Annotated in this window: 19 protein-coding genes, 2 rRNA genes and 1 pseudogene; 4 read left to right on the plus strand and 18 right to left on the minus strand. The window is 68.5% G+C overall.

What is annotated here, in order from left to right; all coding sequences use genetic code 11:
• The 6 genes from sufC to QUE44_RS04995 all read right to left on the minus strand — a co-directional run bounded on the left by sufC (position 1) and on the right by QUE44_RS04995 (position 4376).
• The gene (sufC, locus tag QUE44_RS04970; protein ID WP_286216213.1) at positions 1-771 is read right to left on the minus strand and encodes a Fe-S cluster assembly ATPase SufC; all 771 of its coding nucleotides are present in this window, start codon (positions 769-771) and stop codon (positions 1-3) included.
• Positions 768-1121 (minus strand): Rieske (2Fe-2S) protein, encoded by a 354-nt coding sequence (locus tag QUE44_RS04975; protein WP_286216214.1) that lies wholly within the window; start codon positions 1119-1121, stop codon positions 768-770. Before QUE44_RS04975 ends, sufC begins: the two co-directional genes overlap by 4 nt.
• Positions 1114-2148 carry a Fe-S cluster assembly protein SufD gene (sufD, locus tag QUE44_RS04980; protein ID WP_350226897.1) on the minus strand — a complete coding sequence of 345 codons (1035 nt, stop codon included), beginning with the start codon at positions 2146-2148 and terminating at the stop codon, positions 1114-1116. Before sufD ends, QUE44_RS04975 begins: the two co-directional genes overlap by 8 nt.
• A gap of 148 nt (positions 2149-2296) precedes the next feature.
• Positions 2297-3724 carry a Fe-S cluster assembly protein SufB gene (gene sufB / locus QUE44_RS04985; protein WP_286216215.1) on the minus strand — a complete coding sequence of 476 codons (1428 nt, stop codon included), beginning with the start codon at positions 3722-3724 and terminating at the stop codon, positions 2297-2299.
• Between the two features lie 2 nt (positions 3725-3726).
• On the minus strand, positions 3727-4107 hold the full coding sequence (locus QUE44_RS04990) for a helix-turn-helix transcriptional regulator (RefSeq protein ID WP_286216216.1): 381 nt from the start codon (positions 4105-4107) through the stop codon (positions 3727-3729).
• Positions 4108-4139: 32 nt separating this feature from the next.
• Positions 4140-4376, minus strand: a complete 237-nt coding sequence (locus QUE44_RS04995) for a helix-turn-helix domain-containing protein (protein WP_286216217.1) — start codon at positions 4374-4376, stop codon at positions 4140-4142.
• Positions 4377-4555: 179 nt separating this feature from the next.
• Between QUE44_RS04995 and QUE44_RS05000 the strand changes: the two genes are divergently transcribed.
• Entirely contained in the window at positions 4556-5473 is a 918-nt protein-coding gene (locus tag QUE44_RS05000; RefSeq protein WP_286216218.1) for a COX15/CtaA family protein, read from the plus strand.
• Between the two features lie 18 nt (positions 5474-5491).
• On the opposite strand, the gene QUE44_RS05005 is transcribed toward QUE44_RS05000, so the two are convergent.
• From QUE44_RS05005 to QUE44_RS05050, 10 genes are read right to left on the minus strand one after another with little or no spacing between them, the layout of a single operon-like run.
• Positions 5492-6118 (minus strand): NUDIX domain-containing protein, encoded by a 627-nt coding sequence (locus tag QUE44_RS05005; protein ID WP_286216219.1) that lies wholly within the window; start codon positions 6116-6118, stop codon positions 5492-5494.
• On the minus strand, positions 6118-7875 hold the full coding sequence (gene pyrG / locus QUE44_RS05010; protein ID WP_425558010.1) for a CTP synthase: 1758 nt from the start codon (positions 7873-7875) through the stop codon (positions 6118-6120). The genes QUE44_RS05005 and pyrG overlap by 1 nt, the downstream gene beginning before the upstream one ends.
• Positions 7872-8789 (minus strand): copper transporter, encoded by a 918-nt coding sequence (locus QUE44_RS05015; RefSeq protein ID WP_286216222.1) that lies wholly within the window; start codon positions 8787-8789, stop codon positions 7872-7874. The genes pyrG and QUE44_RS05015 overlap by 4 nt, the downstream gene beginning before the upstream one ends.
• Positions 8786-9910: a putative cytokinetic ring protein SteA gene (steA, locus tag QUE44_RS05020; RefSeq protein WP_286216223.1), complete on the minus strand. Its 1125-nt coding sequence runs from the start codon at positions 9908-9910 to the stop codon at positions 8786-8788. Before steA ends, QUE44_RS05015 begins: the two co-directional genes overlap by 4 nt.
• Before the next feature lie 5 nt (positions 9911-9915).
• A complete protein-coding gene (gene recN / locus QUE44_RS05025; RefSeq protein WP_286216224.1) occupies positions 9916-11598 on the minus strand; it encodes a DNA repair protein RecN in 1683 nt (560 codons plus the stop codon).
• 1 nt (position 11599) lies between these two features.
• A complete protein-coding gene (locus QUE44_RS05030; protein WP_286216225.1) occupies positions 11600-12469 on the minus strand; it encodes an NAD kinase in 870 nt (289 codons plus the stop codon).
• Complete coding sequence (locus tag QUE44_RS05035; RefSeq protein WP_286216226.1) at positions 12466-13287, minus strand: TlyA family RNA methyltransferase; 822 nt, start codon at positions 13285-13287, stop codon at positions 12466-12468. Before QUE44_RS05035 ends, QUE44_RS05030 begins: the two co-directional genes overlap by 4 nt.
• A 2-nt stretch (positions 13288-13289) precedes the next feature.
• On the minus strand, positions 13290-13463 hold the full coding sequence (locus QUE44_RS05040) for a hypothetical protein (RefSeq protein ID WP_286216227.1): 174 nt from the start codon (positions 13461-13463) through the stop codon (positions 13290-13292).
• Positions 13464-13465: 2 nt separating this feature from the next.
• Positions 13466-14476, minus strand: a complete 1011-nt coding sequence (locus QUE44_RS05045) for an HAD-IIA family hydrolase (protein ID WP_286216228.1) — start codon at positions 14474-14476, stop codon at positions 13466-13468.
• Positions 14473-15183 (minus strand): hypothetical protein, encoded by a 711-nt coding sequence (locus tag QUE44_RS05050; protein WP_286216229.1) that lies wholly within the window; start codon positions 15181-15183, stop codon positions 14473-14475. The genes QUE44_RS05045 and QUE44_RS05050 overlap by 4 nt, the downstream gene beginning before the upstream one ends.
• Here QUE44_RS05050 and QUE44_RS05055 point away from each other — a divergent pair.
• The 3 genes and pseudogenes from QUE44_RS05055 to QUE44_RS05065 all read left to right on the plus strand — a co-directional run bounded on the left by QUE44_RS05055 (position 15172) and on the right by QUE44_RS05065 (position 20066).
• A complete protein-coding gene (locus QUE44_RS05055) occupies positions 15172-16680 on the plus strand; it encodes a hypothetical protein (protein WP_286216230.1) in 1509 nt (502 codons plus the stop codon). The two genes, QUE44_RS05050 and QUE44_RS05055, sit on opposite strands and share 12 nt — an antisense overlap.
• 110 nt (positions 16681-16790) lie before the next feature.
• A pseudogene (locus QUE44_RS05060) lies at positions 16791-19483 on the plus strand (DEAD/DEAH box helicase).
• A 37-nt stretch (positions 19484-19520) separates the two neighbouring features.
• Complete coding sequence (locus QUE44_RS05065) at positions 19521-20066, plus strand: ATP/GTP-binding protein (protein ID WP_286216231.1); 546 nt, start codon at positions 19521-19523, stop codon at positions 20064-20066.
• 108 nt (positions 20067-20174) lie between these two features.
• Here the strand turns inward: QUE44_RS05065 and rrf are convergent.
• Positions 20175-20291: ribosomal RNA gene (gene rrf, locus QUE44_RS05070) — 5S ribosomal RNA — on the minus strand.
• 86 nt (positions 20292-20377) lie between these two features.
• Positions 20378-23477 (minus strand): 23S ribosomal RNA (locus tag QUE44_RS05075).
• Between the last annotated feature and the right edge of the window lie 384 nt (positions 23478-23861).

The raw sequence follows: 23861 nt of genomic DNA on the forward strand, positions 1-23861 counted from the left end.
TTACGCGTCCGCCAGGTAGCGGTCGTAGCCCTCGGCCTCGAGGCGGTCGGCGAGCTCGGGGCCGCCCTCCTCCGCGACGCGGCCGTTCACGAACACGTGGACGTAGTCGGGCTTGATGTAGCCCAGGATGCGCGTGTAGTGGGTGATGAGCATGACGCCCAGTCCCGTGGTCTCCTTGGCGCGGTTGACGCCCTCGGAGACGATGCGCAGCGCGTCGACGTCGAGGCCCGAGTCGGTCTCGTCGAGGATGGCGATCTTGGGCTGGAGGAGCTCCATCTGCAGGATCTCGTGGCGCTTCTTCTCGCCGCCGGAGAAGCCCTCGTTGACGCCGCGCTCGCCGAATGCGGGGTCCATGCGGAGGTTCTCCATGGCGCCGCGGACGTCCTTGACCCACGTGCGCAGCTTGGGGGCCTCGCCGTCGATCGCGGTCTTTGCGGTGCGCAGGAAGTTGGACACCGAGACGCCGGGCACCTCGACGGGGTACTGCATCGCGAGGAACAGGCCCGCCTTGGCGCGCTCGTCGACGCTCATCTCGAGGACGTCCTCGCCGTCCAGCGTGACGGAGCCCTCGGTGATCGTGTACTTGGGGTGACCGGCGATCGAGTACGCGAGGGTCGACTTGCCCGAGCCGTTGGGGCCCATGATGGCGTGGGTCTCACCCGAACGGATGGTCAGGTCGACACCCTTGAGGATCTCCTTGACGCCCTCGGGGGTCTCGACAGTGACGTGGAGATTGCGGATCTCCAGGGTGTGCTGGGGCGCGGTGGTCATGCGTTCTCCTTGGTAAGAATGGGGGCGTCGACATCCACGAGCACACGCTCGCCGTCGACTCGGGTGGGGTAGGCCTTGACCGGCGACATGGCCGGCAGCTCGGTGGCGGCGCCGGTGCGCACATCGAAGCGGGCGCCGTGCGCCCAGCACTCGATCTCGCAGCCCTCGACCTCGCCCTCCGAGAGCGAGACCTCGCCGTGGGTGCAGATGTCGCCGATCGCGTACACCTCGCCGTCGTCGGTGCGCACCACCGCGACGGGGATCTCCTCGCCCGACGCGACCGTGAGCAATGCCTGGCGGGCGGTGCCCGGCGCGAGGTCGGCGAGGTCGCACGCGAACTGCTCACTCATGCTCGATCACCTCTTCGACGTGGGCGAGCTCGCTGTCGATCTGGTTCAGCAGGCTCGACTCGACGGCGGGCACGCCGATCTCCCTGATGAGGTCGGCAAAGAAGCCGCGCACCACGAGCTTGCGGGCCTGGTCCTCGGAGATTCCGCGCGAGCGCAGGTAGAACATCTGCTCCTCGTCGAAGCGCCCGGTCGCCGAGGCGTGACCCGCGCCGGCGATCTCGCCGGTCTCGATCTCAAGGTTCGGAACCGAGTCGGCGCGGGCGCCGTCCGTGAGCACCAGGTTGCGGTTGAGCTCGTACGTGTCCGTGCCCTCGGCGGCCGCGCGGATGAGCACGTCACCGATCCACACGGAGCGTGCGGTCGCGCCGGCGAGCGCGCCCTTGTACGTCACGCGCGACGTGCAGTGCGGCACCGCGTGGTCCACGAACAGCTGGTGCTCCTGGTGCTGGCCGGAATCCGCGAAGTACAGCCCGAACAGGTCGACCGAGGCGCCCTCCCCCGCGAAGGCCGCGGAGGTGTTGAGGCGCACGACCTTGCCGCCGAGCGTCGCGACGGTGCCGCGCAGGCGCGCGTCGCGTCCCAGGCGGGCGAGCACCTCGCCAGCGTGGATGGCATCGGCATCCCACTGCTGAATGAGCACCAGGTTGAGGCTCGCGTTGTCCGCCAGGTCGACGGAGACCAGCTCCGAGTAGCGGGCGGTGCCGGTGCGGGTGATGACCACGGTCGCCTCGGCGGAGGTGCCGACCTCGATGAGCAGGTGGCCGCGAACGTCGCCGCCGGTGCCCTCGAGGTCGATCGTGATGGGCTCGTCGACGACGGTGTTCGCCGCAAAGGTCAGCGCCATGGCGCCGCCCGCGTGCTTGACCGCGACGGCCGAGGCACGGTCGCCGGGCGCGCGCACGGTCCTGGTGCGGGCATCGTCCTCACTCACCTGGGTGAGGGAGACTCCCGCCGGCAGCTCGCTCGTGGTCCACGCGAGGTGGCCGGCGGCGGGCTCGTCCGCGAAAAGCGGCGCGAGCTCGCGCACGGGCGAGAACCGCCAGTTCTCCTCGCGCCCCGTGGGCAGGGGAACGCCTCCACGTCGAAGGACGTGGGGCGGTCCGCGCGCGAGGCGTCGGGGACGATGCCGTGGGAATGGGCCGCGTCAGCGGTGGCCTGGGTGTGATCGGTGAGGGTCAACCGACGGATCCTTCCATCTGGAGCTCGATGAGGCGGTTGAGCTCGAGGGCGTACTCCATGGGCAGCTCGCGCGCGATGGGCTCGACGAACCCGCGCACGATCATGGCCATGGCCTCCGACTCGTCGAGCCCGCGGGACATGAGGTAGAAGAGCTGGTCCTCGGACACCTTCGAGACGGTCGCCTCGTGGCCCATGTGGACGTCGTCCTCGCGGACATCGACGTACGGGTAGGTGTCGGAGCGGGAGATCTGGTCCACCAGCAGCGCGTCGCACAGCACGTTGGACTTCGAGTTCTTGGCACCCTCGAGCACCTGAACCAGCCCGCGGTAGGACGTGCGTCCGCCGCCGCGCGCGACCGACTTGGAGACGATCGAGCTCGAGGTGTTGGGGGCGGCGTGGACCATCTTGGCGCCGGCGTCCTGGTGCTGGCCCTCGCCCGCGAACGCGATCGAGAGCGTCTCCCCGCGTGCGTGCTCACCCAGCATGAAGATCGCCGGGTACTTCATGGTGACCTTCGAGCCGATGTTGCCGTCGACCCACTCCATGGTGGCGCCCTCGGCGGCCGTGGCGCGCTTGGTCACCAGGTTGTAGACGTTGTTCGACCAGTTCTGGATGGTCGTGTAACGCACGCGCGCGTTCTTCTTCACGATGATCTCGACCACCGCGGAGTGCAGGGAATCCGAGCTGTAGATGGGCGCGGTGCAGCCCTCGACATAGTGGACGTACGAGCCCTCGTCGGCGATGATCAGCGTCCGCTCGAACTGGCCCATGTTCTCCGTGTTGATGCGGAAGTAGGCCTGCAGCGGGATCTCGACGTGCACGCCCGGCGGCACGTAGACGAACGATCCACCGGACCACACGGCGGTGTTGAGCGCCGCGAACTTGTTGTCGCCGGTCGGGATGACGGTGCCGAAGTACTCCTCGAACAGCTCCGGGTGCTCGCGCAGCGCGGTGTCCGTGTCGAGGAAGATGACGCCCTGCTCCTCCAGGTCCTCGCGGATCTGGTGGTAGACGACCTCGGACTCGTACTGCGCGGCGACGCCGGCGACCAGGCGCTGCTTCTCGGCCTCGGGGATGCCCAGGCGGTCGTACGTGTTCTTGATGTCCTCGGGCAGGTCCTCCCAGCTGGTGGCCTGCTTCTCCGTCGAGCGCACGAAGTACTTGATGTTGTCGAAGTCGATTCCCGTGAGGTCAGAGCCCCACTGCGGCATCGGCTTCTTGCCGAACAGGCGAAGGCCCTTGAGACGGGTCTCGAGCATCCACTCGGGCTCGTTCTTCAGCGCCGAGATCTCGCGGACGACGTCCTCGTTGAGGCCGCGCTTCGCGATCGCGCCTGCCGTGTCCGAGTCGTGCCATCCGAACTGGTAGTTGCCGATCGAGGCGATGGCCTCGTCCTGCGTCATGGGCTCAGTGGGAGCACTCATGCTCATCCTTCCTTCCGGGTGGGGGTGGCGAGCGGAATGGTCGTGGTGCACACGTGGGCGCCGCCCGCCAGGGTCGACAGGCGCTGCACGTGGACGTCGAGAAGGCGCGAGAAGGCGCGGGCCTCCGCCTCGCACCATTCGGGGCTGTTCTCCGCGAGGGCCTGCACGGGGCAGTGACCCTGGCACAGCTGGACGGTGATGCCGCCGGGTCCGGGACGGACCGATGCCGCGAATCCCTTGGCGCCCAGCGCGGTCGCGAGCGCCGCGACCTTGCGGTCCATGGGAGCGTCCTTGTCGAGCGAGGGCAGCAACTGCTGCTCGAGTTCGCGGGCCTTCTCCTCGACAAACCTCTCGAGTCCGCCCAGGTCACGCAGCAGGTCCATCGCGTCGACTGCGACGCCGCGATACGCGGACGTCAGTGCGCGCTGGCCCTCGGAGGTGGCGACAAAGGAACGGGCGGGGCGCCCGCGCCCGCGCACGTGGCTGCCGGGGGCTCGTGGTCGACGATGTGCCCGGCCTCCTCGAGGGCGGTGAGGTGCCGGCGCACGCCGGCCGCCGTCACACCCAGGTCCGATGCGAGCGCGGCGGCCGTGATGGGACCGGCCGTGGCGATGAGGCTAAGAACGCGATCGCGCGTGGTGTCCGCGGACATGGATCCTCCTCGTCAGGATGGTTGGGGAGCCGGGTTGACGATGCTCAGCGAATTAGGAACATTCTTGTTGCCGATTCCCTTCCCCGCAAGCAAGGCGAGCCTTACCCACCCGCGCATGCGTGCGCGGCGTGGTGGGGTCCGGGGCCAGCACGGGCATCGTCCCCACATAGGATGACCGGGTGACAAGCGAGACCACCCAGCACGCCACTGCACCCGCGAACCACGGCCTTGCCTACCGCCTGGCGCGCAAGCTCACGCTCGCGAACATCGCGACCCAGGCTGGGATCATCGTGACCGGCGGCGCGGTGCGGCTCACCGGCTCGGGACTGGGATGCTCGACGTGGCCGCAGTGCGAGCCAGGCAGCTTCACCCCCGCCGCCTTCGACGCGAGCTCCCTGCACCCGTACATCGAGTTCGGCAACCGCCTGTTGACGTTCGTGCTGCTCATTGTCGCGGTGGCGATGGCCGTCGCGGTGTGGCGCACGCGTCCCGAACTCAAGTGGCTGGGCCTCGTGCCCACCCTGGGCGTGCTGGGCCAGGCGGTCGTGGGCGGGATCACCGTGCTGGTGGACCTCCACCCGCTCGTGGTGGCGCCGCACATGCTGCTGAGCCTGGCGCTGGTCTGGTACTCGGTCTGGTTCGCGCTGCGCTACCGCGGCGCCGTGGGCCGCGTGGGCGCGCCGCTGCGCGTCGAGCGATGGCTCTCGCTCGCGCTGCTCGTGGTTCTCATGGTGTTGGGCGCCCTCACCACCGGTGCGGGGCCGCACTCGGGTGACGCGGACGCCACCGAGAGGCTCGCGCTCGACCCCGCCCAGATCGCACGCGCGCACGCACTCACCGTGTGGGCGTTCGTCGCGCTGCTGGCGTGGATCGGCTGGCGGATTCGCCGCGACGTGAGCGCCGGGGACCGTGACGAGGCACGGCTCTCATGGAAGGTCCTGGTGGCCGTCACGCTCGCTCAGGGCGTGATCGGATACGTGCAGTACTTCACGGGCCTGCCCGAGGTGGTGGTCGGGCTTCACCTGCTCGGCGCTGCGGTGTTGACGGCCGCGCACTCCGCGATGTTCCGGCTCACGAGGGCCGAGCAGCCCGCGTAGCAGCCCCAGCCACGCCGCTCAGTCGAGCAGCGACGGCGGCTTGCGCCAGGGAGAGCCGGCCGGACGCAGGGTCGACCAGCCGGACCGTCGCGCCCTCTCGAGCGCCAACGCACCGGCCACCAGGGTCGGCGAGCCCACGGACCCGGCGTCGATCGCCTCGAGCACCTGGTCGAGCGCGACCCACCGGCCCTCCATGTCCCGCTCCTCGTCCTCGCGGACGTGACGCTCGTGCTCCGGCACCGGCGACAGGTCGCGGGCGAGGAACACCCGGATCCCCTCCGAGGACCCGCCCGGCGTCGCATAGAAGTCCACGAGCACGTCCCACCGGGCTGCCACCAGGTCAGCCTCCTCGTGAAGCTCGCGCGCGGCGGCGTCCACGGGAGACTCGCCGCGCACGTCGGTGAGCCCGGCCGGCGGCTCCCAGCACTCGCGACGCACGGGGTGGCGGTACTGACGCACCAGGTAGATCTCCCCGTCCTCGTTGAGGGCGATTATGGCGACGGCGCCCGTGTGGTGAAGGTAGTCCCGTTGGACGATGCGCTGGTCGCCCAGGTCGACGCGGTCCGATCGCACGTCCCACACCTTGCCCGCGAAGGCCACGGTGGACGCGACCACGGGCCTGTCGGCCTGGACGTCCTCGAGCATCAGGCGGGGGTGACGGCCTCGGCCGCGCCGGACTCGGTCGAGCGAGACTCGGCATCCACCGGTGCGCCCTCGTGTGAGGCGACCTCCGCCTGACGCACCACCGCGGCGGCGATGAGCCCCGCGAACAGCGGGTGTGCCTTGGTGGGGCGCGAACGGAACTCGGGGTGTGCCTGCGTCGCGACGTAGTACGGGTGGACGTCGCGCGGTAGCTCGACGAACTCGACCAGCGAACGGTCGGGGCTCTCCCCCGACACGATCAGTCCGGCCTCCTCGAGCTGGGCACGGTACGCGTTGTTGACCTCGTAGCGGTGGCGGTGACGCTCGCCCACGGTGGTGAGGCCGTAGGTCTCCGCGACCACCGATCCAGGCTTGAGGACGGCCTGGTACTCGCCCAGGCGCATGGTGCCGCCCAGGTCGCCCTTGCCGTCGACAATCTCGAGCTGCTCCTCCATGGTCGCGACCACGGGGTGCGGCGTGTCCGGATCGAACTCGGAGCTCGAGGCGCCCTCGAGGCCCAGCACGTTGCGGGCGTACTCCATCACCATCGTCTGCAGGCCCAGGCAGATGCCCAGCGTGGGCACCTTGTTCTCGCGCGCCCAGCGCCACGCGCCGATCTTGCCGTCGACGCCGCGGACGCCGAAGCCGCCCGGCACGAGCACGCCGTCCACGCCGCCCAGCGCCTCCTGCGCGCCCTCGGGGGTCTGGCATCGGTCCGAGGCCACCCAGCGGATGCGGACGCGTGCGTTGTGGTGGAAGCCGCCCGCGCGCAGCGCCTCGCTCACGGACAGGTAGGCGTCCGGCAGGTCGATGTACTTGCCCACCAGGGCGATTTCGACGTCCTTCGCGGGCTTGTGCACGCGCTTGAGGACGTCGTTCCATGCGCCCCACTCGACGTCGTGGAACGGCAGGTCGAGGCGGCGCACCACGTATGCGTCGAGGCCCTCGGAGTGCAGCACCTTGGGGATGTCGTAGATGCTGGGGGCGTCGATCGCGTTGACCACCGCGGCGGAGTCGACGTCGCACATGAGCGCAACCTTGTTCTTCACCGAGGTCGGCACCTCGCGGTCCGAGCGCAGCACGAGGGCGTCGGGCTGGATGCCGATCGACCGGAGCGCGGCCACGGAGTGCTGCGTGGGCTTGGTCTTCTGCTCGCCGGACGGGCCGATGAACGGCACGAGCGAGACGTGCAGGAAGAAGACGTTGTCGCGGCCCACGTCGTGACGCACCTGGCGCGCTGCCTCGAGGAACGGCTGCGACTCGATGTCGCCCACGGTGCCGCCGATCTCGGTGATGATGACGTCCACGTTGGGGCCGGCCTGAGAGCGCATGCGGCGCTTGATCTCATCCGTAATGTGCGGGATCACCTGGACGGTGTCGCCCAGGTACTCGCCGCGGCGCTCCTTCGCGATCACCTGCGAATACACCTGGCCGGTGGTGACGTTCGAGGCCGCGGACAGCTCGACGTCGAGGAAGCGCTCGTAGTGACCGATGTCGAGGTCAGTCTCGGCACCGTCGTCCGTCACGAACACCTCGCCGTGCTGGAACGGGTTCATGGTGCCCGGGTCCACGTTGAGATAAGGGTCGAGCTTCTGCATGGTCACGCGGAGGCCGCGTGACCGCAGAAGCCGGCCGAGGCTGGACGCCGTCAGGCCCTTCCCGAGGGAGGAAACCACGCCCCCTGTGACGAAGATGTGACGGGTGACATGGTCCGTTCCGGACGAGAATCGCGTTCGCTCCACGGGCTTCGAGCCTATCAGTCGCTGGAGGTCGCTGGCGCGCCCAACGCGCTGAGCGACTCCGGAATGTCGCCATCGGCGAGGTCGGGAAAGGCCCCCAGGAGGGTCTGCGCGACGGTCGCGACGGTGGCGACCGCACCCATCTCCCATTGGGACGATGCCACGGTCGCGACGTCCGTCCGGGCGGCAGCGGGCGCGGTGTCGGCGGGGCTTCCCGCGACGGTCACGGGAGCATCGTACGAGGCAAATGCACGCACCAGCGTTGCCGTGGAGTCCTCGTCGCCCGCGATGATCACGACCGCGTCGGGACCGAGGTTGCCCACCGCGTCGACCCGCTCACCCTGCGCGAGACCCGCCTGGTTCAAGAGGTCCCACAGCACCGCACCCCTGTCCGCTCCCCCGGCATCAACTTCTCCAAGATCCGATCCGGACGGCGCGGCACCCGTGGCTCCTTGCACGAAGGCGTGCGCGAGCACCTCGGTAGGATCCGTGGCGGTCACCCCCACGAGGGTCGGCTCGACCTGGTCGACAAGGGCCGCGCGGAACGCCGCCGAGTCGTCCTCGTCCCACGCATCTCCCAGGCCCACCGGCCCCGCGGACGTTCCTCCCGCGAGGGCGACGCTGTCAGAAATCTGCGCCACGGCATCGTCCCCTGCGCCGGGCGCGACCACGACCAGCACGGTGCGCCCCTGCAGGAGCCCGTCGAGCGCGGCGGGCGCGGTGCCCGCAACAAAGGCGGCCGCGCGATCCGCGCGTGCGGCGGCGACGGCCGTCGCGTCCTCGGCCTGCGCGAGCTCCGCCTCGAGGGTCGCGATCCGGTCGCCGGTCTGCCCGAGCAATGCCGAGCGCAGCGGCCCCGATCCGAGCACGATCCCGATCGCGAGCAGCGCGAGCGTCGCCGCCAGCGCGAGGATCCGCGTCCTCAGGTCCGTCATCGTGCCCCTCCCAGCGTGGCGGAGAGCCACTCCCACGCCGCCGTGAGGGCGTCGCGCCCCTCGGGTGTGCCCCACACCGCAAGCGCGAGCGCAAGAGCCGCGAGACCGAGCGCACCCCACGCCGTCCACGCGCTGTAGCGAGGGCGATACACGGCGGGCAGCGCGGCGGCGTCCACCACGACGCCGCCGGCGACCAGTCGCGCGAGCAACGCCCCGGCGCCGGCCGTCGAGCGGTCCTCGACGTAGTCGAGCACCTCGCCGCGACCGCCCGCGATGACGACCACTTCCGCTCCCGCGGCATGAGCCGCGAGCAGCGCCACGTCCTCGCTCGCGAGCACCGCCTCGCACGAGTCGTGCGCGAGGCCCATCGCCTGCGCGCGCGCCGTGCCGGCCTCGCGGCCGTCGGGATCGTGCACCACGACCTGCACGGCGCGGCGCAGCAGGTCCTCGTCGACGGCGTCGATGTTCCCCACGACGATGCGCGGCACCAGTCCGGCGGCACGCGCGGCATTGGCGCCCTCGCCCACGCCGATCACGACCGGGCGTCGCTCGCGCGCGAACCGCGTCAGGGCGGGAGAGGCGCCCGCGAAGCGCGGGGTGACCACCACGACGGCACGGCCCTCGACGGGAATGCGCAGCGGCGGCAGCCCGTCGCCGTCCAGGAGCACGCCCGCGTCGCTACCCAGCAGGTCCAGCGCGGTCGCGGTGAAGGACGCCACGTGCACGTGGAGGTCCTCGCCGGCCGCCTGCACGCGTCCTCGCACCTGCTCGACGTCGAGCGCGGCGCCCGTCGCCACCTCGCGTCCGTCGACGGCCAGTGCGCCGCCCTCGACGGACGCGCGGGCGCCGTCACGCACCGTCATCACCGTGGGACCCGCCTGATCGATCACCGCGATCCCCGCCTCGAGCAGCATCAACGCGCCCGTCGTCGGGAGCCTCCCGGCCAGGGACGCGCTCGCGTTGACCACCGCGCCGGGACGGCGCGCCGCGAGGACCGTGGCGGTCCCGCGGTCCAGGTCCGGCGCGTCGATCACGGCGATGTCTCCCGGCCGCAACCGTCTCGCGAGGGCGAGCGGCGAGCGGTCCACGCGTGCGGGACCCGTGATCGGGGCGGCTGTCATGGCCGCTATGGTGCCACGCGCGACGCCTCCAGCAGCTCACGTGCGTGGGCGAGTGCGGTGGTCGAGTCCTCGTGGCCCGACAGGAGACGCGCGAGCTCCTCGACGCGGTCCTCGCCGGCGACCTCGTGGACCTGCGCGCGGGTCACCGTGCCGTCGGTGGCCTTGGCGACCACCACGTGGCGATCGGCGTGCGCCGCCACCTGGGCCAGATGAGTGACGACCAACACCTGATGCGTGCGGGCGAGCTCCGCGAGACGCCTCCCGACGGCGATCGCGGCCCGCCCGCCCACGCCCGCGTCGACCTCGTCGAACACGAACGTGTGGCCAGGAGTGACCGCGTGCCGCGCGAGAGACACCTCGATCGCGAGCATGATGCGCGACAGTTCGCCGCCCGAGGCCGCCTCGGCGACGGGGCGCGCGGGAGCTCCGGGGTGCGCGGCGAGCGTCATCGCGACGTCATCGGCGCCCGAGGCCCGCGGTTCGCCACTCTCGACGCTCACCGCGAAGGTCGCGTCTGCCATCGCGAGCCCCGCGAGCTCCGCGTTGACGTCGGCCGCGAGGCGCTCCGCGGCCTCGCGACGGCTCGCGGTAAGGTCCGCCGCGACGCGCGCCACGGCCGCGGCCGCCGACTGTTCCGCGGCCCTGCGTGCCTCGAGCGTCTGGTCCCACGAGTCGTCCTGCGCCACCGCCGCGGCGGCACGCTCCCGGTAGGCGAAGACGCCGTCCAGGTCCGTGCCGATACGCCTCATGAGTGCACCGAGCTCCGCGCGGCGCTGCTGGAGCGCGCCCAGCCGCGCGGGGTCGGCATCCATCCGGTCCAGATAGGACGAGAGCTCGTGGCCCACGTCCGCGGCGCCGTACGCGACGTCGGCGAGCCGCTTCTCGAGGTCGGCCAGCGCGGGGTCGTGACGCGCCGCCTCCGCGAGTGCCCTGCGCGCGGCCTCCACCGCGACCACGAGCGTGACCTCCGCGTCGCCGTCGATCGCCTCGCGCGCGCCCGCCACTCCCGCCCGCACGGCCTCGGAGTGCTCGAGCACCTCGATCTGGGCGGCGAGCGCGGCGTCCTCGCCCTCCTGCGGATCCACCTGCTCGATCGCGGCAAGGTCGTCGCGCATGCGGGCGGCCTCGAGCCGCGCGGCCTCGGCGCCCGACTCCATCGCGGCAAGGTCCTCGCGCGCCGCGCGCCACTCCTGCCACGCGTGAGCGTAGACCGCGCGGAGATCCCCGTTGCCCGCGAAGCCATCGAGGATCGCGCGCTGCTCCGCCGCGGAGCGCAGTCGCGCCTGGTCGCTCTGACCGTGGACCGTCACCCAGTGCTCCGCGACCTCGGCCAACACCGCCTGGGGGACGGTCCTGCCCCCGATCACCGTGCGCGAGCGCGTGGTCGCGCCCACGGTGCGGGCCACAATGACCGTGCCGTCCTCGTCGATGGTCGCGCCCGCCTCGTCGAGGCGCCGCGCGGCCCACGAGTCCGGCTCGACGTCGACCACGGCCTCGGCCAGTGCCGCGTCGGCGCCCGTGCGCACCGCGGCAGGCACGGACTTCGACCCCGTGATGAGACCGAGACCCGTGAGCACCATCGTCTTGCCCGCGCCGGTCTCGCCCGTGACGCAGGTGAGTCCGGGACCCAGCTCGACGCGGGCCGATTCGATCACGCCCAGGTTCTCGATGGCGAGCTCGTACAGCACGTCAGATCCCCGCGCCTCGCTCGGCGCCGGATCCGCGCTCGCCCCTGAACCCGTCGACCGGCAGCGAGAACTTCTTCACCAGCCGCTCGCTGAAGGGGGCGTCGGACATGCGCGCGAGCCGCACCGTCTGCGCTCCCCTGCGCACCTCGACCCTGCCGCCCTTGGCGACGTCGATCGCGCGCGCTCCGTCGAGCACCACCTGTCCGTCGCTCGCCGAGCGCTCGAGGATCTCCACCGCGACCGTGGAGTCGGGGCTCACCACGAGCGGCCTGGAGAACAGCGCATGCGCCGCGAGGGGCACCACGAGGAGGGCGTCGACGTCGGGCCACAGGACGGGCCCGCCGGCGCTGAACGCGTGGGCCGTGGATCCCGTCGACGTCGCGATCACCACGCCGTCACACCCGAAGGTCGACAGCGGGCGATTATCGATGTCGAGGGCTACCTCGACGGTGGTGCGCAGGTTCGCGCGCTCGACGGCGGCCTCGTTGACGGCCCAGCCGGTGCTCACGGTGCCGTCCGGCGCCGTGACGGTCACGTCGATCGTGCCGCGCTCCTCGACCTCGTAGTCGCCCTGCGCGAGGCGGCGCGCGGCGTGAGCGACGTCGTCCCGCTCGAGCTCCGCGAGGAATCCCACGCGGCCCAGGTTGACCCCCAGGAGGGCGATGCCGGTGCCGCGGGTCATGTCGGCCGCGTGGAGCATCGTCCCGTCGCCTCCCAGCACCAAGGCCGCGTCGATCGGCTTGTCGATACCGCGGTGGAAGTCGTGGCAGACGCTCACGCCCTCGGCCTCGAGGGCGGAGGCGGCCAGCACGGCGGCCTCGAGGGTCTCGGGACGGTGGGGGTTCGCCACGATCAAGATCCTGCGCGTCATGGTCTTCCTCCCGTCTGCTCCTCGATTGCCGCGTTGACGAGGGATTCTGTCAACGGCTGCGGCCGCTCGCGACCGCGGTCCCTAGCCTGCCACGTCCGCGAGGCCCACACGAAGAACTCCACGTTGCCGTGAGGACCGGGCAGCGGTGAGCGGGCGACGCGATGAAGGTCGAGCCCCGCGGTCCGCAGCGAGGCGGCGACCGCGGCGACCGCTCGCGCGCGGTCCTGGGGGCGGGTCACGACTCCGCCCTTGCCGAGCCGTTCGCGGCCGACCTCGAACTGCGGCTTGACCATCAGCAGCAGGTCCGCGTCCTCGGCGCACGTGCGCACGAGCGGATCGACCAGCAGGGTGAGCGAGATGAACGACACGTCCGCGACCACCAGGTCCGGCGTGTCGCCGCCCAGGTGCGCGGGAGTCAGCTCGCGCGCGTTGAGACCCTCGACCGCGACCACGCGAGGGTCACCGGCGATCGACGGGGCGAGCTGGCCGTGACCCACGTCGATCGCGTGGACGCGACGCGCGCCCCGCTGGAGCAGCACCTGCGTGAAGCCGCCCGTCGAGGCGCCCACGTCGAGCGCGAGCCTTCCCTCCACGGAAAGCTCCGGGCAGGAGTCGAGCGCGCCGGCCAGCTTGTGGGCCGCGCGGGAGACGTAGGAATCGGACGATGCCACGGTGACCACGGCATCGTCCCCCACCTCATGTGCGGGCTTGGAGACGACAATGCCGGCGACGGTGACGTCGCCGGCGTCGATAAGCGCCTGCGCGTGAGTGCGCGACCTCGCCAGCCCGCGCGCGACGAGCGCGCGGTCCAGCCGCATGGTCAGCGCGGCTCGTCGCGAAGACGCGTCGAGAGGGCCTCCTGGACCTTGTCGAAGAACTCGGCCTGCTGGTCCAGGTCGTCGGGGAGCTCGGTGACCGCCTTGAGGGCTTCCCTGACCTCCGACGGATACTCGACCTGGCCCAGCGACTCTCGGGACTCGTTGATGTCAGCCATGCTCACGAGGCTACTCCGAAGTGCGGAAGGGTCTCAACATCGATGCTCTCGCCGGCATCGACGGCCGCCCACGCCGCGGCGCATGCGGCGCGGATGCGGTCGAGCGGCTCGCCGCCGTCCACCACCAGGTGACGCTCGGTGACGCGCGCCCTTGCCTCTCCCACGTGCCACCAGTGGTCGACCAACTGCGGCTCCGGGTGGATGTCCTCGAGCGTGCTGAGATCCGCACCGATGAAGGCCGGCCGCTCCTCGGGAACCGCGAGGATCGCGTCGCGCGCGCTCGAGACGCCCGTGAGCACCAGCAGGCCCGGCATGTTCGCCGCGCGGGCGCCCTTGAGGTCCGTGTCGAGGCGGTCGCCGATCATGAGCGGCCGCGAGGCACCCGCCTTGCGTGCCGCAAGGTGGAACATCTCGGGCTCGGGCTTGCCCGCGGACAACGGCGTGACGCCGGTCGCGGTCCGCACCACGCTCACGAGCGAGCCGTTGCCCGGCGCCATGCCGCGCTCGGTGGGGAGCGTGAGGTCCAGGTTGGTCGCGAAGTAGCGCGCACCCGCGTTGATCGCGTAGACGGCCTCCGCGAAGTCCTTCCACGCGAGGTCCGGGGCGAAGCCCTGGATCACCGCGACGGGGTGGTCGTTCGCGCTGTCCACGATCACATGCCCCTTGGCGGCCACGGCCGTGTGAAGGCCCGCGCCTCCGATGACCAGCACCTTCTGCCCAGCCGGGACGTGATCGGCGAGCAACTCCGCTCCCGCCTGCGCGGCCGTCATGACCTCGCCGGGAGCACACGGGATGCCCAGGTCGCTGAGGTGCTCGGCGACGGTCTCGGGCTCGCGGGACGCGTTGTTCGTGACGAACAGCACCGCCATGCCGGCGCGTCGCGCCTCCTCGAGCGCGGGAGGCGCCGTCGGAATCGCGTGCGCGCCCTTGTAGGCGACCCCATCGAGGTCGACAAGCGCGACGTCGAACGTCTCCTGCAGCGGGGCGGTGGTGCCCGAGAGCCCTGCCGTCATCGGTGGTCCTCCTCGGCAGGATCCCCCGCCTCGTCGTCGGTCTGCTCGTCATCCTCCGCCTCGTGGAGGTCGTCCTCGTCGTCGAAGCCAGCCTCGGCATCGTCCCCAAGGTCGTCCTCGTCGGGCTCGTCCTCGTCGGGCTCGGGGTCGGGGAGCTCCGCGGTGTCGTACAACACCACGTCCTCCTCGATTTCCTCCTCGACGGGCTCGGGGATGGACGCCTCGAGTTCGTCGGCCTCGGCGTCGCGACCCAGGGCGCGGAGCACCGCGACACGGGCCTCGTCGACCCGGACGGCGAGTTCGGCGTTCTTGGTCTCGATGCGGGTGAGGACCAGCAGCGCGGCCTCGGCGTCGCCCATGTCGAGGCGAGCGCCCGCGACCACGATCTGCATCTCGACCGCGGAGTCCGCGGGGAGGGCCTTCGCGTCTGGCTCCTCGGAGATGGCCAGGGCGCGCTCCGGGCGGCCCAGTCCACGCTCACAGTCCGCCATCAGCGGGAGGTGCTCGATGGCACCGCCGAGTCGCCGCACGGTGCGGAACTCGCGCAGTGCCTCCGCGTACCGATCGGTCGCGTACGCGGTGAGCGCCACGGCCTCGCGCACCACGTCGACGCGGCCACCGCGCTGGGCGGCGACCTGCGCGTGCCGGTACGCCAGCTCGGGGTCGGTGTCGATGAGGTTGCCGGCCATGATCAGGTGCAGGCCCACGTCCTCGGCGTTGTCCTTGCTCAGCGTGCGCAGGCGCGCGCGGACGGCCTTGTCGAGCTGGCTGTAGGTAATCTCCTCGGGGATCTCCGGGACCTCAATCGACTGCGATCGCGTGAGCGGGATGCCCGCGACGTTCGGGGTGCGCTCCTCGAAGCCCTCGCGCTCGCGTCCCGCGCGCTCCGCGTGGTGGCTGCCCTGGCGGGGGCCGCGGGGGCCGCGGGGACCGCGGTTATCGCGATCACCGTCGAACGAGCGGCGCGGACGGTCGTTGTCCCACTGACGCTGGGGGCGGTCACCGTCCCGACGGGGACCACGGTCACCATCAAACGAACGCTGGGGGCGGTCGCCATCGCGACGGGGACCACGGTTGTCGCGATCACCGTCGAACGAGCGGCGCGGACGGTCGTTGTCCCACTGACGCTGCGGACGATCACCGTCACGACGAGGGCCACGATCACCATCGAAGGAGCGCTGCGGACGGTCGCCGTCACGGCGGGGACCACGGTTGTCGCGATCACCGTCGAACGAGCGGCGCGGACGGTCGTTGTCCCACTGACGCTGCGGACGATCACCGTCACGACGAGGGCCACGATCACCATCAAACGAACGCTGGGGGCGGTCGCCATCGCGACGGGGACCACGGTTGTCCCGGTCACCGTCGAACGAGCGGCGCGGACGGTCGTTGTCCCACTGACGCTGCGGACGATCACCATCGAAGGAGCGCTGCGGACGGTCGCCGTCACGGCGGGGACCACGGTTGTCCCGGTCACCGTCGAACGAGCGGCGCGGACGATCGTTGTCCCACTGACGCTGCGGACGATCACCATCACGACGAGGTCCACGATCACCATCAAGCGAACGCTGCGGCCGGTCACCGTCACGACGAGGACCACGGTTGTCCCGATCACCGTCGAACGAACGGCGCGGACGATCGTTGTCCCACTGACGCTGGGGGCGGTCACCGTCACGGCGGGGTCCACGATCACCATCGAAGGAGCGCTGCGGACGGTCGTTGCTCCACTGACGCTGGGGGCGGTCACCGTCCCGACGAGGTCCTCGGTCACCATCAAACGAACGCTGGGGACGGTCGTTGCTCCACTGACGCTGGGGGCGGTCACCGTCCCGACGGGGACCGCGGTCACCATTAAACGAACGCTGCGGGCGGTCACCATCGCGACGAGGTCCACGATCACCATCGAAGGAGCGCTGCGGACGGTCGTTGCTCCACTGACGCTGGGGGCGGTCACCGTCCCGACGGGGACCACGATCGCCATCGAAGGAACGCTGGGGGCGGTCGCCATCGCGACGGGGACCACGGTTGTCCCGGTCACCGTCGAACGAGCGCCGGGGACGGTCGTCGCGCGGCCCATCCTGGCGAGGCGCGCCCCGGTCCTTGCGCGGGTTGATGCCGGGTCGCGAATCGTAGTTCGCGCGGCGCTTGTCGCGCTCGTCCGGGTCGTTGGTCATGTTGCTCCGATCACAATGGAAAACGTCTGAGCCAATTCTGCGCACCTCGGACGGACATTCGCTGTGTTGCGGATGGCTGTACGAGGGCCTCCGCACGGTCGCGGCGTCGTGGGATGTCCGGGCACGAGACAATGGACGCGATGACTTCCACCGACTCCACCCTGCTCGCCCGCCTTCCCGAGACGGCGCCCGGTGCGGAACCCGATCCAGACGCAGTTTTCGATGCGTTTGCAGCGTGGGCGTCGGAACGGGACCTCCCATTGTATCCGCACCAGGAGGAAGCGCTGATCGAGCTCGTCTCGGGCTCGCATGTGATCCTCGCGACCCCGACCGGATCGGGGAAGTCCTCGTCGCCGCCGGCGCCCACTTCGCCGCCCTGGCCGCGCATCGTTCCCGCACGGGCGGCCGCACCTTCTATACCGCGCCGCTCAAGGCGCTGGTCTCTGAGAAGTTCTTCGCGCTGATTGAGATGTTCGGCACGGAGAACGTGGGCATGATGACGGGCGACTCCGCCGTCAACGCGGACGCACCCATCATCTGTTGCACCGCCGAGATCCTCGCCAACCTTGCGTTGCGCCAGGGCGCCGCGACGGACGCGGCGGTGGTCGTGATGGACGAGTTCCACTTCTACTCCGACCCTCAGCGCGGGTGGGCCTGGCAGGTGCCGCTTCTCGAACTGCCGCACGCCCAGTTTCTGCTGATGTCGGCGACGCTCGGCGACACCGCATGGATCGTCGAGGACCTCGAGCGTCGGACCTCACGCGCGGTCGCGGCCGTCACCAGCGCGGAACGGCCGGTGCCGCTGTCCTTTGAGTACTGCGTCGAGCCCCTCACCGAGGAGGTCGAGCGGCTGGTGGAGACCGGACGCGCGCCGGTGTACATCGTCCACTTCACGCAGAAGGATGCCGTCGAGCGCGCGCAATCGCTCCTCAGCATGAAGGTCGCGACGCGCACGGAGCGCGACGCGATCGCCGCGGCACTCGACGGGATCCGCTTCGGCACGGGCTTCGGCAAGACGCTCAGCAAGTTCCTGCGCGCGGGGATCGGCGTCCATCACGCCGGCATGCTCCCCAAGTACCGGCGCATCGTCGAACGCCTCACCCAACAGGGACTGCTCAAGGTCGTGTGCGGCACGGACACGCTGGGCGTCGGAATCAACGTGCCCATCCGGACGGTGCTGCTCACCTCGCTCGTGAAGTACGACGGCGAGCGCATGCGCCACCTCTCCGCGCGCGAGTTCCATCAGATTGCGGGACGAGCCGGCCGGGCCGGCTTCGACACCGAGGGCGAGGTGATCGTCATGGCGCCCGACCACGTCATCGAGAACCGTCGCGCTCTCGCCAAGGCCGGGGACGACCCCCGCAAGCTCAAGAAGATCGTGCGCAAGAAGGCGCCGGCCGGCGCGGTCAACTGGACCGACGCCACCTTCGAGCGGCTCCGCGATTCCGCCCCGGAGCCCCTCACCTCCAGCTTCACCGTGACTCACGCCATGGTGCTCAACATTCTCGCCCGTGGCAGGGACGATGCCCGGGACGGCCGCCCCTCCGAGGATCCAGTTCGCGCGATGGCGGCCCTCCTTGCTGGCGTTCATGAGACGCCGGCCCAGAGGTCAGCACACGCGCGCCAGGCACTGCGCATCTACCGCTCGCTGCGGATCGCGGGCGTGGTCGAGCGGGTACGCGTGCCCGACGTCAGCCATCCTCGAGGCGAGCGTCCCACGGTGCGACTCACCGTCGATGTGCCCCGCGACTTCGCGCTCAACCAGCCGCTGTCTCCCTTCGCGCTGGCGGCGATGGACCTCCTCAACGTCGAGAGTCCCACGCACGCGCTCGACGTGGTCTCGGTCATCGAGTCGACGCTGTCCGATCCCCGCCACATCCTGCTCGCGCAGCAATACCAGGCCCGCGGCGAGGCGGTCGCCGCCATGAAGGCCGAGGGACTCGAGTACGAGGAGCGTCTCGAGGCGCTCGAGGACGTCATCTGGCCCCGGCCGCTCGCGGAGCTCCTCGAACCGGCCTTCGTCATGTACCGGCGTACCAACCCGTGGCTGCTCGACGCCGAGCTCTCGCCCAAGTCAGTGGTGCGCGACATGCTCGAGAAGGCCATGACCTTCGGTGATCTCATCTCGGTCTATGGGCTCGAACGCACCGAGGGCATCGCGCTGCGGTACCTCACCGAGGCATATCGCGCCCTTCGCCAGACCGTCCCGGAGGACCATCGCACCGAGGACGTGGGCGAGATTACCGAGTGGCTCGGCGCCCTGGTGCGGGGCACCGACTCCTCACTCCTCGACGAGTGGGAACGGCTCTCCCATCCCGGTGCCGACATCGCGGACGACGTCGATCCCGCCGCTCCGCACCTGGTACCAGGCGGTGCAGGCGCCGCGAGGCCCATGAGCGGCAATCCCCGGGTCCTCCGCAGGCTGGTCCGCAATGCCATGTTCCGCAGGGTCGAACTCGCGTCTCGTCGTCGCTGGGACGCGCTCGCCGCTCTCGACGGCGAGGCCGGCTGGGACGGCGCTGCGTGGGAAGACGCCCTCGCTCCCCTGTTCGACCTGCACGGAGACGATGCCGTGGGCATCGGTCCCAACGCACGCGCCTCCGCATTGCTCACCTTCGTGGACGAGACCAGTGATCCGGCGGACGGACGGGTCCGCGCAGCCCTCGCGGCCGCCGAGCACGCGGAACTACCGCCGCGCGCGTGGATTGTCCGCCAGGTCATCGACGACCCGGCCGGCGACCACGACTGGGCGATCGTTGCCCGAGTCGACCTCGATGCGAGCGACGAGTCAGGAGAGCCCGTGCTCGAGGTCATCCAGGTCGGAGAGGCCTAGCCGCGTCCGGAGTCGCGCCGACCAGTAGAGTCGGCGCATGCGCATCGTGGTCTCCGGCACGCACGGCAGCGGGAAGAGCACTCTCATCAGCGCATTCGCCGCCCGCCACCCCGAGTACGAGATGATGGGCGATCCCTACGAGGATCTCGATGACGATCGCTTCAGTGAACTCGACGCGTCGCTCTTCGCGGCGCAACTGGCAATCGTCGCGGAGCGACTCGGCGACGCCGACGCACCCCCACGCCTCATCTCCGAGCGCGGTCCCCTCGACTTCGTCGCCTACCTGGATGCGCTCAACGCACTCGCAAGACGCGGGCGCTCGAGCGCTGCGGTGCGGCGCGCTGTCGACGTGGCGCGGATAATCGCCCCTCGTATCGACCTGCTTGTGCTCCTGCCGCTTGAGGACGACGACCCCATCTCCGTGTCGGATGACGAGGACCTTGAGCTTCGGGCCGCGATGAACGACTCGCTGGTCGAGTTCGCGGGCGATCCTGACTTGGCGGGCGAACGCGTCATCGAGATCGCAGGGACGCCGAACGCGCGCCTCGAGCAACTCGAGGCCGCGGTCTTCTCCACCCGCTGACGTAGCGTCCGGGCCCGCTTTGCGCCTCGACCGAGCGTGCGTATGTCATACATGCGGTGTGGGGGTATGCGAAAGACCCCCACGGTGTGGGGGGTCTTTCGAAGGTATGTGCCGCAGCGACCTACTCTCCCACACCCTGGCGGGTGCAGTACCATCGGCGCTGGGAGGCTTAGCTTCCGGGTTCGGAATGGAGCCGGGCGTTTCCCTCCCGCTATGGCTGCGGCAACTTTATGGAGTTATTGAATGGTTTCCCGTTCGTTACTCGGGAACCGCACAGTGGACGCGTAGCATTACTTTTGAAATCTTGAGTGTGTGTCAAGTTATCGGCCTATTAGTACCGGTCAGCTTCAAGAGTCGTTAGTCCTCTCTTCCACGTCCGGCCTATCAACCCCATGGTCTATAGGGGGCCTCTCGGAACAAGTTCCATGGAAACCTCATCTTGAAACAGGCTTCCCGCTTAGATGCTTTCAGCGGTTATCCCTTCCCAACGTAGCCAACCAGCCGTGCTCCTGGCGGAACAACTGGCACACCAGAGGTTGGTCCACCCCGGTCCTCTCGTACTAGGGGCAGCCTTTCTCAAGTTTCCTGCGCGCGCAGCGGATAGGGACCGAACTGTCTCACGACGTTCTAAACCCAGCTCGCGTACCGCTTTAATGGGCGAACAGCCCAACCCTTGGGACCAACTCCAGCCCCAGGATGCGACGAGCCGACATCGAGGTGCCAAACCATGCCGTCGATATGGACTCTTGGGCAGGATCAGCCTGTTATCCCCGGGGTACCTTTTATCCGTTGAGCGCCGGCGCTTCCACATGCCACCGGCGGGTCACTAGTCCCGACTTTCGTCCCTGCTCGACCTGTCAGTCTCACAGTCAAGCTCCCTTGTACACTTGCACTCGCCACCTGATTGCCAACCAGGCTGAGGGAACCTTTGGGCGCCTCCGTTACTCTTTGGGAGGCAACCGCCCCAGTTAAACTACCCACCAGGCACTGTCCCTGATCCGGATTACGGACCGAGGTTAGATATCCAGAGTGATCAGAGTGGTATTTCAACAATGACTCCACCGAAACTGGCGTTCCGGCTTCATAGTCTCCCACCTATCCTACACAAACCACACCGAATACCAATACCAAGCTATAGTAAAGGTCCCGGGGTCTTTCCGTCCTGCTGCGCGTAACGAGCATCTTTACTCGTAGTGCAATTTCGCCGAGTTCGCGGTTGAGACAGCGGAGAAGTCGTTACGCCATTCGTGCAGGTCGGAACTTACCCGACAAGGAATTTCGCTACCTTAGGATGGTTATAGTTACCACCGCCGTTTACTGGGGCTTAAATTCGGAGCTTCGCCTTGCGGCTGACCCCTCCTCTTAACCTTCCAGCACCGGGCAGGCGTCAGTCCGTATACATCGTCTTGCGACTTCGCACGGACCTGTGTTTTTAGTAAACAGTCGCTTCTCCCTGGTCTCTGCGGCCTTCAAACGCTCCAGCAGCAAGTGCCTTCACGCCTCAGGCCCCCTTCTCCCGAAGTTACGGGGGCATTTTGCCGAGTTCCTTAACCACGATTCACTCGATCGCCTTAGTATTCTCTACCTGACCACCTGAGTCGGTTTGGGGTACGGGCGGCTAGAACCTCGCGCCGAGGTTTTTCTTGGCAGCATAGGATCACCGATTTCCCACATACGTGGTTACCATCAGGTCTCAGGCTATGTGAGCTGCGGATTTGCCTACAGCTCGCCCTACACCCTTAGACGTGGACTACCATCGCCACGCTCGGCTACCTTCCTGCGTCACCCCTGTTAATACGCTTGACTACTACGGATCTGGTTCGTGCGCGCCACCGTACTTGCCCCGAAGGGTTCGCCGGCTTTGGGCACTTAGCATCGTCCGCCTCGTCATGGGCGGTTCTTCGCCGGTACGGGAATATCAACCCGTTGTCCATCGACTACGCCTGTCGGCCTCGCCTTAGGTCCCGACTTACCCAGGGCGGATTAACCTGGCCCTGGAACCCTTGGTCATTCGGCGGACGGGTTTCTCACCCGTCTTTCGCTACTCATGCCTGCATTCTCACTCGTGTAGCGTCCACTGCTGGATCACTCCGCAGCTTCACCCGCCACACGACGCTCCCCTACCCATCCACACGCCTGGACCACGAAGGCCTAGCATAAATGTGAATGACACAACTTCGGCGGTGTACTTGAGCCCCGCTACATTGTCGGCGCGGAATCACTTGACCAGTGAGCTATTACGCACTCTTTCAAGGGTGGCTGCTTCTAAGCCAACCTCCTGGTTGTCTATGCAACTCCACATCCTTTCCCACTTAGCACACGCTTAGGGGCCTTAGTTGGTGTTCTGGGCTGTTTCCCTCTCGACTACGAAGCTTATCCCCCGCAGTCTCACTGCTGCGCTCTCACTTACCGGCATTCGGAGTTTGGCTGACGTCAGTAACCTGGTGGGGCCCATCGGCCATCCAGTAGCTCTACCTCCGGCAAGAAACACGCAACGCTGCACCTAAATGCATTTCGGGGAGAACCAGCTATCACGAAGTTTGATTGGCCTTTCACCCCTATCCACAGCTCATCCCCTCGGTTTTCAACCCAAGTGGGTTCGGCCCTCCACGCGGTCTTACCCGCGCTTCAGCCTGGCCATGGATAGATCACTTCGCTTCGGGTCTAGACCCAGCGACTCAAACGCCCTATTCGGACTCGCTTTCGCTACGGCTGCCCCACACGGGTTAACCTTGCCACTGAGCACTAACTCGCAGGCTCATTCTTCAAAAGGCACGCCGTCACCCCTGCTATGGAGGCTCCGACGGATTGTAAGCACACGGTTTCAGGTACTATTTCACTCCCCTCTCGGGGTACTTTTCACCCTTCCCTCACGGTACTGATTCGCTATCGGTCAGTAGGTAGTATTTAGGCTTACAGAGTGGTCTCTGCGGATTCACACGGGATTTCTCGTGCCCCGTGCTACTTGGGATCCCCTTCAGGAGTCCGCGCAATTTCGTCTACGGGGGTTGCACCCTCTACGCCGGGCCTTTCAATGCCCTTCGACTATCACGCGGATTTCTGACTCCTCGACCATTCGGCAGAATGATCAGAAAGGTCCCACAACCCCGCATACGCAACGCCTGCCGGCTATCACACGCATACGGTTTGGCCTGTTCCGCTTTCGCTCGCCACTACTCACGGAATATCTCTTCCTGTCGGTACTGAGATGTTTCACTTCCCGACGTTCCCTCCACACGCCCTATGTGTTCAGGCGTGGGTCACTGGACATGACTCCAGCGGGGTTTCCCCATTCGGACATCCTCGGATCAAAGCTTGTTTGCCAGCTCCCCGAGGCTTTTCGCAGGCTACAACGTCCTTCTTCGGCTCCTACTGCCAAGGCATCCACCATGTGCTCTTAAAAACTTGACCACAGATATCAAAGATGCTCGCGTCCACTGTGCAGTTCTCAAACAACGACCGGGCCTACCCTCACACCACGCCTACCCAGCCTCAGCCAAGCGGTTCGATAGCATCCGATAGTCCGACAGCCACCCGAACCCCCACAACCGAAGTCACAGGAGTGTGTGGTGGCCTGAAAGGGAGCTTTACGCCCGACCCTTCAGGACCCAACAGTGCGCCATGCCCATCCCCCACCTCTTTGCGTCACACGTTCCCACCCGTCTCGCAAGGAGACAGGCGTACTAGCGTCACGACTCAAGGTCAGTGACAGGCCACATCGATGTTCCATCCATGAGCCCCACCCCAGACACGAACGGTCTGAGCATGGGTCCTGGACCCCCACACCACAGTGTG

It is taken from the genome of Demequina sediminis (assembly GCF_030296675.1).
Classification (GTDB): domain Bacteria; phylum Actinomycetota; class Actinomycetes; order Actinomycetales; family Demequinaceae; genus Demequina; species Demequina sediminis.

Coding starts and splice junctions, on each gene's coding strand:
- sufC (WP_286216213.1), bottom strand. CDS start 771: ATGACCACCGCGCCCCAGCACACCCTGGAGATCCGCAATCTCCACGTC.
- QUE44_RS04975 (WP_286216214.1), bottom strand. CDS start 1,121: ATGAGTGAGCAGTTCGCGTGCGACCTCGCCGACCTCGCGCCGGGCACC.
- sufB (WP_286216215.1), bottom strand. CDS start 3,724: ATGAGTGCTCCCACTGAGCCCATGACGCAGGACGAGGCCATCGCCTCG.
- QUE44_RS04990 (WP_286216216.1), bottom strand. CDS start 4,107: ATGGACCTGCTGCGTGACCTGGGCGGACTCGAGAGGTTTGTCGAGGAG.
- QUE44_RS04995 (WP_286216217.1), bottom strand. CDS start 4,376: ATGTCCGCGGACACCACGCGCGATCGCGTTCTTAGCCTCATCGCCACG.
- QUE44_RS05005 (WP_286216219.1), bottom strand. CDS start 6,118: ATGCTCGAGGACGTCCAGGCCGACAGGCCCGTGGTCGCGTCCACCGTG.
- QUE44_RS05015 (WP_286216222.1), bottom strand. CDS start 8,789: ATGACGGACCTGAGGACGCGGATCCTCGCGCTGGCGGCGACGCTCGCG.
- steA (WP_286216223.1), bottom strand. CDS start 9,910: ATGACAGCCGCCCCGATCACGGGTCCCGCACGCGTGGACCGCTCGCCG.
- QUE44_RS05030 (WP_286216225.1), bottom strand. CDS start 12,469: ATGACGCGCAGGATCTTGATCGTGGCGAACCCCCACCGTCCCGAGACC.
- QUE44_RS05035 (WP_286216226.1), bottom strand. CDS start 13,287: ATGCGGCTGGACCGCGCGCTCGTCGCGCGCGGGCTGGCGAGGTCGCGC.
- QUE44_RS05040 (WP_286216227.1), bottom strand. CDS start 13,463: ATGGCTGACATCAACGAGTCCCGAGAGTCGCTGGGCCAGGTCGAGTAT.
- QUE44_RS05045 (WP_286216228.1), bottom strand. CDS start 14,476: ATGACGGCAGGGCTCTCGGGCACCACCGCCCCGCTGCAGGAGACGTTC.
- QUE44_RS05065 (WP_286216231.1), top strand. CDS start 19,521: ATGCGCATCGTGGTCTCCGGCACGCACGGCAGCGGGAAGAGCACTCTC.